9 protein-coding genes are annotated in these 12364 nt (G+C 57.1%); 5 read left to right on the top strand and 4 right to left on the bottom strand.

Annotated features, from left to right (window positions below; all coding sequences use genetic code 11):
* Positions 1-37 precede the first annotated feature (37 nt).
* From WA904_RS00745 to WA904_RS00735, 3 genes are all read right to left on the bottom strand, one after another.
* Positions 38-1090: a hypothetical protein gene (locus tag WA904_RS00745; RefSeq protein WP_425195221.1), complete on the bottom strand. Its 1053-nt coding sequence runs from the start codon at positions 1088-1090 to the stop codon at positions 38-40.
* A 66-nt stretch (positions 1091-1156) separates the two neighbouring features.
* A complete protein-coding gene (locus WA904_RS00740; protein ID WP_425195220.1) occupies positions 1157-1948 on the bottom strand; it encodes a hypothetical protein in 792 nt (263 codons plus the stop codon).
* Positions 1949-1982: 34 nt separating this feature from the next.
* Positions 1983-2471 carry a hypothetical protein gene (locus tag WA904_RS00735; RefSeq protein ID WP_425195219.1) on the bottom strand — a complete coding sequence of 163 codons (489 nt, stop codon included), beginning with the start codon at positions 2469-2471 and terminating at the stop codon, positions 1983-1985.
* Between the two features lie 425 nt (positions 2472-2896).
* Between WA904_RS00735 and WA904_RS00730 the strand changes: the two genes are divergently transcribed.
* From WA904_RS00730 to WA904_RS00710, 5 genes are all read left to right on the top strand, one after another.
* On the top strand, positions 2897-4648 hold the full coding sequence (locus WA904_RS00730) for an adenylate/guanylate cyclase domain-containing protein (protein WP_425195218.1): 1752 nt from the start codon (positions 2897-2899) through the stop codon (positions 4646-4648).
* Between the two features lie 117 nt (positions 4649-4765).
* Positions 4766-5755 (top strand): phosphatase PAP2 family protein, encoded by a 990-nt coding sequence (locus tag WA904_RS00725; RefSeq protein ID WP_425195217.1) that lies wholly within the window; start codon positions 4766-4768, stop codon positions 5753-5755.
* A 7-nt stretch (positions 5756-5762) separates the two neighbouring features.
* The gene (locus tag WA904_RS00720; protein WP_425195216.1) at positions 5763-7661 is read left to right on the top strand and encodes a hypothetical protein; all 1899 of its coding nucleotides are present in this window, start codon (positions 5763-5765) and stop codon (positions 7659-7661) included.
* Positions 7662-7909: 248 nt separating this feature from the next.
* Complete coding sequence (locus tag WA904_RS00715) at positions 7910-8437, top strand: hypothetical protein (protein ID WP_425195215.1); 528 nt, start codon at positions 7910-7912, stop codon at positions 8435-8437.
* A gap of 4 nt (positions 8438-8441) precedes the next feature.
* Positions 8442-9125, top strand: a complete 684-nt coding sequence (locus WA904_RS00710; protein ID WP_425195214.1) for a class I SAM-dependent methyltransferase — start codon at positions 8442-8444, stop codon at positions 9123-9125.
* Between the two features lie 13 nt (positions 9126-9138).
* Here WA904_RS00710 and WA904_RS00705 read toward each other — a convergent pair whose 3' ends face one another.
* Positions 9139-12330, bottom strand: coding sequence for an AAA family ATPase (locus tag WA904_RS00705; protein ID WP_425195213.1), 3192 nt, complete (start codon positions 12328-12330; stop codon positions 9139-9141).
* Positions 12331-12364: the final 34 nt, after the last annotated feature.

The following is a 12364-nucleotide window of genomic DNA, read 5'->3' as shown; positions in this document are numbered from 1 at the left end:
AATAGTTCCACCGCAAGCCGCAGCCCTTCGTAAAACCTTACAAGGGTTTAGCAAGCGCCATCTGACCGCGCAGGTATACCCAGGCAAAAGGAATCAGCGCAGAAAGACAGGCGTAAGCAGCAAAAACAAGCGGCACTTGCGCCTGAATAGCAAGTCCGTGCAGCAGCGGCCCAGCCGCAGCACCGAGGAATACGGCACCGGTCAGCCATGGGCCTGCGGTTGCGGGATTGTCCTGCACCACCGCCGCCTGGAGCCTCGCGGAAAGCACATTGAGCCCCAGTTCCCATAACAGCAAGCCCAACAGGAAGCTGACGGCACCGTTGGCAGTGGCCATACCAAGCACACCCATCGCTACGACCAGCCCAGGAAAGAACAGCCCATCTCTTGTCTTGTTCGAGGGGCGCATGACACTGACCAGAAGGACAAATCCCGCTGCGGACTTGCAAAAAGCAATGGCATACGCCAGGTGCTCGAGCACCACGCCCCGCTGCTGAACGTTTTGCACAGCGTAGGCCCAAAATCCGGGCTGCCCGACGAAAAGAAGAAAAATGACGGCAAGACCCAGCAACCGGTTCGGGCGAGCTGCCTGCCTAGCTGTAGGGGCCAATGCCGGGGGCACGGCTGGGGCGCGGTAGAGCACAAGGCCAGCACCGGTGATTGTCAGAAAGACAATGCCCAACTGCACCATAAGGAACGCATAACCTCCAAAGCCACCTGTCAGTTGCACGGCCACAATGGCAAAGCCGCTGATGATCAGCGTCACGGCCAGCCGCAACGCAAAGGCCGATTGCCGGTTGGCCGCAGCAGCGGCCGTGGTGGCCCCCAGAAATTGCAATGCACCACAAGCGGCGCCCACAACAAACCAGCAGGCAAGCATGGCCTGCGAAGACAAACGCGCGGATACCAGCACGCTCGCCAACAGAATACCCACCGCGGCCATCGCATGTGAGCGTTTCAATCGCGCGAACTTCAGCGCAGGCAGCCCCAAAGTGGCCACCATTTGCCCCACCATATAGGCGCTGGCAATCAATCCAGCCTGCGCAAACGGAAGGCGCGACTCGGCAACCAGCGCCACCACCAGTAGCGGCATGAGGTGCAGGGGCAAGGAGGCCGCCGCTGACAGGAGGCTTGCGCCGAAAACAGGAAACACCACCGGCTACTCTTCGTGCTTGGTACGTTTGCGTGCTGCAGCTGTGTACTGCCCGGACTCCGGCGCTTCATTAGGAACATCCACTCGAATCGTCTTGCGGTAACCTACCCAATTTTCAGCAGTCATTGCCGGCTCGCCGTTGGGCATTAGTCCCAAGCCGTCCCGCTCGGCGAACTTGTGCGCCCGCTCACCATAGGTAACACGAACCAAGGGCTGCACCTGGAACAGCGGCGCAACCTTGGAAATATTGATCGGTACATCAGTAGCGAGCAACTGAATGTTGATGAACAAGGGAAAGGGTTGGAATCGGTCAGACTCCAGCAGCCCCTCGAAACAGGAAAACTGATGGCTAGGGCGAATATTGGCGAGAGGTCGAATCAGCACACTCCAGTCCGGCCGTGTGGCGCATAGGAGACCCGACCAGATCTGCACAAAGCCACGCATCGGCAATATCGAAAGGTAGGGTGGCGCCAACCCCTTGATGTCTTCCGGCGCGTGCTCGTCCCAGTAGTCAGAAAAACCGGGCAAATAGGCTTGGGAAAGAGGTGTCCATTCTTGCGTCTCAAGATCAAGGTAGGAAACATCGGCGCCATTCCACTTGAGCGAAATGTCTTCGGGAGGGAAAACGTACCAACCGAATGACGAGGCTGTTCGCATGGGCTCGCAATGGCGAAAGGCCATAGTGGGCATGGTGCCCAGCGCCGCTTTGTCCGCCCGCATGGGCGCAATGGCAGCCGGATAAACATTGTGAAATGTGACGGTAGGCCCGTCCTCGGAATTGTTGTTATCCGGCTGCATCTGCTTTATTTCCTCCCTCAACTATCCAGGGTTTTTATGCGTGTTGTTTAGCAAGGTGTGCTGCAAGCGCGGGCATGATGGTGCCAGCGCCCATCAGGACTACCGGCTTCCTGGCCACATGAGCCTTGACGGTAGGAGAGATCATTCCGCTACCCGACACCACCCGTTTCTGGGCGTGCGCCTTGATGCTGGGGCTGATGGCGCCAGAGCCCATTTGCACAACCTTTTTTTGCAAGTGTGCTTTCACCGCAGGGCTTATCCAACCGGTGCCCATCTGAACGGTCTTCTTCTGCAAGTGAGTTTTCACTGTAGGAGAAATAATGCCCGAGCCCGCCACCACGCGCTTCTGGACATGCGTTTTGACAGCAGAACTAATGAAGCCGGCACCCATTTGCACCAATTTCTTTTGGACATGCACCTTGACCTCAGGAGAAATAATTCCGGCACCGGAAACCACCCTCTTCTGGACATGCGCTTTGACGGCCGGGGAAATAAGGCCCGAACCAAACTGCACTTTTTTCATCTGACGCTCCTGATTAAAGAATAAAAGCCACCCGGACGAGTGGCCGAATGCAATCTAACATGTGCTCTTTTTTCCGGACACCATATTGCTCGCAGCGCGGCCAAACAGTCGTCAACCAACAACAGAGCAACTATTGTCTGTCGAGCACGTACACTTTCGCCCTCTCTCAATTAAGTCTGACTGCCACTTGGCCAACACCCCTCAAACGTGCCGGTGCGACCAGACGAACCTGCACACCTCCGCATTCCGATCGAAGTGAAGTCCACCATGAAAGTAATAATTCAGCACTAAAGCAACGGCACGCGCGCCCCTGCGTCACATCTCGGTAGTTGTTTCATCAGGACGGCCTCTCCTACAAACAGAGGAGGTAAAATTTTGTTACACCGTCTACGATGAGGCTCCCATTGATCGAACTCCCTGCTTCCATGGCAAGAAACACGAAAGTGTTATTGGTCATGGACGTCGTCGAATCGGTCAGGATCATGGAGCAGGACCAGGATGGCTTTGTACGGCGGTGGCAACAACTTGTGGAAGAAGCGGAACAAAACGTGCTGCCGCTGCATGGCGGACGCATCGTCAAAAGCCTGGGTGACGGGCTGATGCTGGAGTTTGCCAGCGCCCAGGGCTGCGTCAAAGCAGCTTTTGCCCTGCACCAGTTTGCCCGGCAAGCCAATGTCGGCGTGACACCTGAACACCAGATGCACCTGCGCATGGGCGGGCACCTTGCCAGTTTTGTGACTGACCAGCATGACATCTATGGTACCGACGTCAACTTGACTTCGCGCGTTAGTACCCTGGCCGGGCCGGGGGAAATGGTGGTCTCCTCCGAGCTACGCGACGAGCTCGCGGCAGGGTTGGATGCCGACGTCGAAGATTTGGGTGACTGTCATCTCAAGCATGTTGAAAAGCCGGTGCGCGCTTATCGAGTCGGCCCCGTTGGCCACGCCCCCGTTATTCCCGCACCCCACACGTTGCCGCCCGACTTCCGGCCGACCATCGCGGTCATCCCATTTGAAGCACGTAGCAACGAACCAGAACATTTCGTTATCGGAGAGCTTATTGCCGATGGAGTTATCGCGCAACTCTCTCGCAGCCCTGATATACGTGTCATCTCGCGTCTGTCTACCACTGCGTTCAGGGGACGAACCAGCGTCATGCCGGACGTGGAATCGCGCTTGGGCGCTTCGTTTGTTCTGTCAGGTAGCTACATCGCTAGCGGCGGCAAGATTTTGATCATTGCCGAGTTAGCAGACGCACGGACCACTCAAATCGTCTGGGCGGAACGCGTGTCGGGCGTTACAGACGACTTGCTACAAGCCCAAAGTGAATTACTCAACAGCTTGGCAGCGGCAACAGCTCGCGCACTGATCGATGCTGAAGTCCAGCAGTCTTTGGTGCAGCCCATGCCGCGGCTGGATAGCAGCTCGTTGCTGCTCGGTGGAATTTCGATGATGCACCGATCTTCTGTCCGTGACTTCGACCGCAGCCGGCAGGCCCTTGATGCCCTGATAGAGAGGCATGGTCGAATAGCTACTCCGCGCGCATGGCTGGCCAAGTGGTACATCATGCGCATCATCCGGGGACTGAGTCAGACCCCGGAAGAAGACGCGCGCATGGCACTTGAGCAAACAAAGCGAGCACTCGACATTGAACCAGCCAACGCGCTCACACTAGCTGTCGAAGGACATGCATACTGCCAATTGCTCGGTAACTTTGATCTGGCGGCACTAAGGCTTGCTCAATCAATTGAGGCAAATCCAAATGAGCCGATGGCTTGGCTTTTCAAAAGTGTCGCGTCAACAATGTGGGGAGCGCCGAGCGACGCAGTTTCGGAGGTGGAATACGCTAATGCGCTGTCCCCCATAGACCCTCTTAAATACTATTTCGACATGCTTTCGGCAGCGGCTTTGCTCACTGTCAACGATCATAGCCGCGCAATTCAGTATGCGCGACAGTCCCTAAAAGCAAACCGACATCACGCACCAACAATGCGCGTGCTTTTGACTGCGCAGGTCGAAGCGAGCATGGTCGAAGATGCCAAATCGACATTAGCCATGCTCTTGGCAGAAACTCCCGGCATGTCGGTTTCAAGTTATCTCGCCATCGGAAGCGCTAGCAGCGTCACCCGGCAACGTTGTGCAGTTGCGTTGCGAGCACTGGGCCTCACTGAACATTAACCTCAACAATATTAACTGGAGCGAAATATGAGCGGTGGATATAGCGGTGGATATAGCGGTGGATATAGCGGTGGGTATAGCGGTGGGTATAGCGGCGGGTATAGCGGTGGGTATAGCGTGGACCCAGCCATTTCATCGTTTGCACTGACAACGAACCGAGCTGCTCTTGTGGGGCCATTTCAGGGAGCAACGCTGCCTTTCACCCTGCCGACCCCGCTGGACAAGCCCGATCGGCTCGCTGAATGGGCTGCCGGCCCTCGCATGGCGGTTTGCGAACTTGAGCTGCTGGCAGGTCTGCATTTCAATGTCAACCAAAACAAAACATCGATGACTCTCGGTTTTGTGGACTTGGACAAAAAGCCTCTGAAAGATCTGGCACTTGCGCGTCTGGTTCGCCCGACCGAGAAAATTTTCAAGCAGCAGCTCGATCTGGTAAATAACTATTCGGAGCTTCGCGAGGACCGTGGCGCCGAAATCCTGGCACAGGTCAACGGAGGCGGCGCCTTCTTTTCCTCCATCATTGGCTTGACCGCGCATCGACACAAATACACCCTCGAACTGCTTGACTTGGCCATGTCTCTGGCAACTCATGTTGAAATGCGATTCAAACATGCCTTCGCGTGCCAGCGTCCGGTGGAGTTGTCGCCACAAATTCAACCCATGATCCCCACGCCCGGCCATGCTAGCTGGCCAAGCGGGCATGCGACAGAAGCCTACTTGACCTGCGCGCTGCTTCACTCTCTTCTGCCGCACGGTGCCAAATACCGCGAACAGCTGGAACGGCTGGCGGCACGTATTGCGGTGAATCGAACGGTTGCCGGTTTGCACTATCCGGTGGACAGTGCGGTCGGACGCCTGCTGGGTACGGCTCTAAGCGACTTCATGGTGGCACGCTGCACCGGGGCCAAGCTGCATGAGCGGGGATTCGATGGTCGCAAGTTCCACGGCGCCCAAGGGACGGTGATCGATTTCGATCCACGGGTTTCGATGGTCGACAATCAAAGTGGCTACTACGAGTTGTTCTCAGGTTCGGCTACTGTCACAGCCTCGCCGCTGCTCCACTTCATGTGGACCAAAGCCGTTGCCGAATGGAAACCTATCCAATAGGTCGACCATGTATTGGACTCCACTACCCAAAGGCAGTTTCACGGGAATTGACTGGGCGAAGCCGGGTGCAACATCCGGCTTTGACCCCTACCTGATCTGGGCTGAGGCAGACAACTTCGCTGGCTATGGTCTTAGCAAGCCTCCCAAGTGGCTGCCGCTGCTGATCGAGCTCAAGCCAGGCGTCAGCGTGGCGCAATTGAAAGCAGCCTCATCACCCAAGTGGCTCCATGTGCCGCCTGTGTATACCTCGCCTGCCGCGCCCACAGGCCTGCGCTACTGCACCGCGCGGGTCAGGCCAGCATTCTTCAGACACATCCGGGTTGGCGGCAGCTTGCACGCTCTGGTGCAAAGGTTTGAGCTTGGCTTACCCGCAGGCCACCACGCGGACGACCCAAACGCGCCAGTTGTGCCCGGCCCCTCGGCACCCCACCCCCTGCTTCAGGGCAAGGTAGTGGGCTTGATTGACGGCGGCCTGGCTTTTGCCAATACCAATTTCTTACGCAACGGCAAAGCTCGAACCCGGTATTTCTGGCGCCAGGACAAACAAGGCGCAGGGCCAGCGCCTGCCGACCTGGGTTACGGCCATGAGTTGACAGCGTCCAACATCAACCAAGCCATGCGGCAAAACACCTACGGGGGGTTGGTCGATGAAACTGCGGTGTACGACCACTTCAAGATGGGAATGGAGTTGAATAAGCAAGTAAGCCATGGCACCCATGTGCTGGACATCGCCTGCGGCCCGCGCACCGTCTTGGCCCAAATCGCTGGTGTACCGCCTTCTCCCAATGCACCGCCCAGCTGGAAGCTAGCTGATGATGATGCAAGCCGGTGCGACATTGTGGCAGTGCAACTGGATTGGGACACGGTAGTAGACACTTCGGGCGGTTCGATGAACGTGCACATCATGGATGGCCTGATGTACATTCTTGCGCGATGTGCACCTGCGACCAAAGTGGCCGTCAATCTCAGCTGGGGCACGCTTGCTGGGCCGCACGACGGTAGCTCAGTGCTTGAAGCGGCTATGGATCAGCTCATTGCCCTGAAAACCGGGCGCCTGCAAATCATCCTGCCCGTCAGCAACAACTACCAGAGCCGCACTCACGCCAACGCAACGCTATCAAAAGGAGAGCAAGTTACGCTGCATTGGCGGGGACAACCGGGTGATTTGACACAAAACTTTCTGGAGCTCTGGATTCCATTTGGTGCGCATGGCATTGAAGTGCAACTTACCCCGCCAGGTCAACCAAGCCTGCCTCCTTTCGCATGGGGCAAGTCAGGCACGTGGAACGCCAGCAATAGCAAGCCCCTTTGTGCGCTGATTTATCCTAAATCTGTGGCGATTGGCGTGAATGGAACATGCGCCTTAATCGCAGTTTCCTCCACGTTCTCCTTTGACAAATCAACTTCCACGGCGCCAAGTGGGGTCTGGGAAGTAAAGATCACCAACACCAGGGCAGGCAGTGTCACGGTGGACGCCTACGTAGAACGGGATGATCAGATCATCGGCGTTCAGACAGGCGCGAGACAGTCCCACTTCGAAGACAAGTGGTACGACACCAGCGGCAATCCCGGCTCATTTGTCGATCACCCGGACAATCCTTCACCTATTCGCCGCAGTGGCAACTTCAACAGCATTGCGACCGGCGCAAAAACAGTATCGGTGGGCGGGGTTCGTGTGGCGGGTCCGATGTGGGCAACGTACTCGCCGCGCAAACCCGATCCGGACGCCGGCCGTCCGGAGCGTCCGGACGTTGTGAAAGTGCCAGCAACCCACGCATACAGCGACGAGAATCCCGTGCTACTTGGGCTCAAGGCAGCCGGCACCCGGAGCGGTGGCGTGGTGCGATTGGTTGGAACCAGTGACGCAGCGCCACAGGTAACACGGCGGATCCTGAACGCCTCATAGCTTTTATCCACCGGCACGCCGGCGCCCGCTCATCTCGTCACACCCCTGTCGTGCGGTGATTGCCATTGGTGCCGGTACAACATGCCGTACCTCTGCGCTTCCCAATACGGGGACAAAACCTTATTCACAAGGCTTGCCCTCTTTTCAAACAAAAAACTTGAGCCTAAACTCGCAGGGCTTTAACAGTACGTTGCAATTTTTACCAAGACGCTGCAATTTCCATTAACCGCAACAGCAGGAGAAGATTTATGGGCTGGTTTATGAAAGAACATGACATCCACGTTGGAAGTCTGCTTGATCAACTAAATGTGCGCTTCGCGCCGACACCTGACAAAAAAACGCACTTTGGCGGCATTGATGAAATGGTCGCGCTGCAGAAAGAGTTCAAGATTTTCAAGAAAGGCCGCTCGTTCAAAACCAGCGTGGCTGTCTTGAACATTGGCGCCTCCAATGCCGAAGCAAAAAATCGCCTGCACGACTACTTCACCAACCTTGCCAAGCATGACTCCAACGTGACCAATCAAAACGGTGACGTTGCTATTGTTAATGCGATGGTGCGCAATCTTGCGTCGAAGACTCCTTTGCCTGTGTATTTCACCTTTCACGACATGCGAGCCGAAAAAGGAAATACCCGGGTGCTGATCACCGAGAAAGACCGGCCGGTCCCCTATTTCGATCGCGACTACCTGACCATTTCCTTTCCCACACTCCCACTGAAGTCAGCCAAGCCTGTGGCAAAAGCTGCAAAGACAGTAAAAAAAGCAGCAAAGAAGTAGCTGTGTGATGGAAACAAGGGGGAGTTCTGACGGCTTGGCGGCGCCCTCCCTTGATTCGAGCATTGACGGTGTTCATGCGGACATCGAGCGCTACTACACACAAAAGGTGCTTACCCATGGTGCAACTGCGCATGGAGTGGACTGGACTTGCCAGCCAACCCAAGAGCTACGTTTTGTACAACTGCTCAAGCTGTGCAACTTTCGCCAGGCATTCACACTGAACGATATCGGCTGTGGGTATGGCGCGTTATTGGCTTTTCTGGCCAAGCGACATCGGCACGCGAATGTGGATTACCTTGGTACCGATCTCTCGCGGGCCATGATTGACCGGGTCAAGCCGCCCCGGCGCTCAATGGGCCGTTCGCAATTCATTGTCACGAGTGACATTCCGCGCGTAGCAGACTACTCAGTCGCCAGCGGCATCTTTAACGTCAAGCTTATGCAGCCCGCTGACCAATGGGACCTCTTCATCAAGAGCACCATGGCCAAAATGAATGCAGCAAGCCGTCTTGGCTTTGCTGTCAACTTTCTGGTTCCGCCTGAACCTGACATGCAGGCAATTCCCGAGCTGTACCACAGCTCACCGGAGACATGGGTACGCTATTGTGAAAACCAGTTCGGTACAAAAGTCGAATTACTGGAACAGTACGGGATGCGCGAATTCACACTGCTTGTTCGAAAACCCTGACTGAGAGCCCGGTTCACTGTCTTGAAACAGCCAGGGACCCGGTCCTGGCGCGAGCCAGCGTATCGTCGAAGATTCTGGCGCCTGTCAATCTGATTAGTTGTTCGGCTGGTTCGAACATTATTTCTGCAGCACCCACACCATCAGGTTCGTTGCCTGCGACCAATGCCCCCCCCCATACGATGAGCGCCCGGCATTCTGCCAACCGGTTACTCCGTTGCCGTGAAACCAGCACAGCCTCCCTCGCGAAGGCCAATGCCTGCTTGAAGTTGCCAAGATGCTGATCACACTCGCCAAGACCAACCAGCATCTCGGCCTCAAAATCGACAGCCACGTTGGTACTCTTTATCACTTGGAGTGCCTCGGAAAACATTTGCTTGGCGTTATCGAAGTTCCGTGCAGTCAGTTGCGAAAGCCCATCGCAGGATAGCGCAAACACTCTCGAATATGGGTTCTGATGTTTTTCGGCAATGCTGGCCACCGCGGCCGCATGCTTCCTGGCCAGCGCAGCGTCATTTTTGCACCACGCGAGATCAACGTACACATGGTGCGCTATCTGGCGCATGACGGGATCATCCGACAACTCTGCCTCAGCCGACATTTGCTGCAGATACGATTGCGCCTCATCAAACCGCCCCATGCGGTTGAGCAGGCGAACACGAATGTTGAATACCCATTGCTCGATGCTGAAGCCGAGGAACTCCCTGTCAAATTTGTCTATGTCGTTCAACCCTTCCAATGCTAGGTCGTTGGCAGCCAAGGCCTGCTCCAGCAGGCCCGCCCACGCATAGGCATGGCTTAAGGCGGCATTGAGGGTGGCGGCACGTCCGCTGTCGGCCTCAGGCCCCATCAATGACAAAGCCTTTTGAATACGTTCGACATAACCGTCGGCCGGCCCGCCACTTGCCTGGAGCATTCGCCCTTCGACCATCAACAACAATTGAATCAAGCGACGGTCCACCTCACCAGCAAGTTCAGTGGCTTCGTCGATAAAAGGCTGAACCTCCTGCAAGGTCAGGCCTTCGCGCCACCCCAGCACCGCAATCTGTCCGCCAGCCTGCACGCGTAGCCCATCGGCTCTGGCAGACCGGGGTTGCTCCTGCAGGAGCGCCCGCACCTTGTGCCAGTGCTTGATCGCCAGCGCCGAGTTGGTGGAACCCACCCATTGAGCGGCACGTGCGGCATGGTGTGCGGCATCAACAAGCTGCCCAGCCGCCTCATAGTGATAGGCAATCAGACCCGCATACTCGTCGAGTTGATCCCGATAGTAGACCTCCATCGCCAAGGCAACAGCACAATGGAGTGGCTCGCGGCGTACTTTGAGCTGAGTACTGTAGGCAACCTCCTGAATCAGCGGGTGACGAAACGTGAAGCGGCGTCCGCCTACTGCCGGTTGCGGCAAGATAAGTTCGGCGTGGCACAAACCGTCCAAGCCCTTTTCGATCACCTTCGCCAGCGGACTGGCCATGTGCTCCAGCACCGCGAGCGGTATGTCCTTGCCGATGATCGCGCACATTTGCAACAAAGTTTTTTCAGGCTCTCCAAGGCGATCAAGGCGGGCACCAATGACTGCTTGCACAGTCGCAGGCAAGGCGCGTTCTATCGCTTCCAGCCCACTACTGCGAAGATCTGAATTCTCCTGAAAATAGCCGCTTTCAACCAGTGAGCGCACCAGTTCTTCTGCAAAGAAGGGGTTACCGCCGCTTCGCTTCGCAACAAGTCCACAGATGTCGTCGAGACCAGGACGGAACCCCATCAGTTCCTTGACGAGATGCTCTGTCTCCCCAGCGCTCAGTTGCCCCAGGTCGACTTTCTCAAAGTTGTCAAATTGGGCCCAGGGGAGACGGTAAGAAGAACGGTAATTGAGAACCAACATGGTCTGCGTGCCAGCCGCCGCCTCAACCAGCGTTGCTACGAACTCCTCGCTGGCTTCATCCAGCCAGTGAAGGTCTTCGATGAGGAGCACCGACGTTGTAGCCGCATCGTGCTTGACGAGTTCGCGCACCACATTGAGCAATCGGACATGGCGCGCCTTGGGGTTAAGTGCCGACGGAGGGCTGCCGGCCTGGGCCACCCCGAGAAACTCGTACAGCAGCGCTAGATCGGTTTCCGCCGGAGGACCTAGTTCAGCCATGCGTTCGACAATCCTGCCTCTGGCTGCAGCGGCGTCGTCCAGGGGCGAAATACGAAAGAAAAAAGTGCGCAGAAGACTCAACCCCGGCTGCAGGGGCGTCGCGTGGCCATATGGCTGGGCGCGCACTTCAAAAACGGGGACTTGTCGTGCGCGGCACCACTGGACGAATTCGTGGCACAGCCGGCTCTTGCCGGCACCCGGTTCACCCGAAATCCCCACCACGCGAGCCTGCCCCAGCTCGGTGACGCGCAGCGCCTCTTTAAGGAGATTGATTTCCCGGTCCCGGCCCAAGAACGGAGTCAGGCTGGACTGGTGAAAATGCTGTGCCGCCGAGGCCGTCTTCAGCCCGATCAGGGCATAGATGCCGGATTGGCCCGAAATACCTTTCAGGACATGCTTCCCCATGGGTTGCACTTCACACAAAGACCGAACCAGCGCATGGCAGCTTTCAGTCAAGCAAATGCCGCCGGGGTCGGCCAGACCCACGACCCGGCTCGCGAGATGAATGGTAAGCCCATGAGCCCCTCCACCCTTACCGTCGGCATGCCGGGGGTCTGACGCCACCTGGCCGGAATGCAGGCCGACCCGGATGCGCAAGCCCTGACCATCGGTTGCGAACGCCCGCTGCATGTCCAGAGCCGCTTCACATGCCAGCAGGGCGTGCCCCTCCAGCGCTTTAGGCGCTCCGAAAATGGCCATGACACCGTCGCCCAGCGTTCGCACGACCGTGCCGTCAAACTTTTCGACGGACTCGCACATGCGCGCAAGCGCCGGGCCCAGGCGCTCCATGGCCTGCTCGGCATCGAGATCGGCAATCTGCTCTGTGGAACTCACGATGTCGGCAAAAAGGACTGTGGCCTGCTTGAGCTCCCCCCACACACTGGCGGCAGGAACGACTGCCGCAGCCGGGGCGGCAGCGCTTTGCGGTGTGCCGCATGCCCCGCAGAACCGTGCGGAAGGGCCACACTCTTGCCCACAGTGGCGGCACACCAGCGACAAGCCAGCCCCACAGTCCTCGCAGAACCGGTTTCCGTCAGGGTTATCAGCCAGGCACGAAACGCAACGCAACGACATCTTTCGGGGAGTTCTTAGCAACAGGACAAGGGGA

This window comes from Polaromonas sp., from assembly GCF_049790275.1.
Lineage (GTDB): Bacteria > Pseudomonadota > Gammaproteobacteria > Burkholderiales > Burkholderiaceae_C > Polaromonas.
Note: the sequence above shows the minus strand (reverse complement) of the source record. Positions and strands in the feature narration are given on the sequence as shown.

Excerpts from the sequence above, each read along its gene's own strand:
- WA904_RS00730 (WP_425195218.1), top strand. The coding sequence starts at position 2,897 with ATGGCAAGAAACACGAAAGTGTTATTGGTCATGGACGTCGTCGAATCG.
- WA904_RS00735 (WP_425195219.1), bottom strand. The coding sequence starts at position 2,471 with ATGAAAAAAGTGCAGTTTGGTTCGGGCCTTATTTCCCCGGCCGTCAAA.
- WA904_RS00720 (WP_425195216.1), top strand. The coding sequence starts at position 5,763 with ATGTATTGGACTCCACTACCCAAAGGCAGTTTCACGGGAATTGACTGG.
- WA904_RS00715 (WP_425195215.1), top strand. The coding sequence starts at position 7,910 with ATGGGCTGGTTTATGAAAGAACATGACATCCACGTTGGAAGTCTGCTT.
- WA904_RS00705 (WP_425195213.1), bottom strand. The coding sequence starts at position 12,330 with ATGTCGTTGCGTTGCGTTTCGTGCCTGGCTGATAACCCTGACGGAAAC.
- WA904_RS00740 (WP_425195220.1), bottom strand. The coding sequence starts at position 1,948 with ATGCAGCCGGATAACAACAATTCCGAGGACGGGCCTACCGTCACATTT.
- WA904_RS00745 (WP_425195221.1), bottom strand. The coding sequence starts at position 1,090 with ATGCCGCTACTGGTGGTGGCGCTGGTTGCCGAGTCGCGCCTTCCGTTT.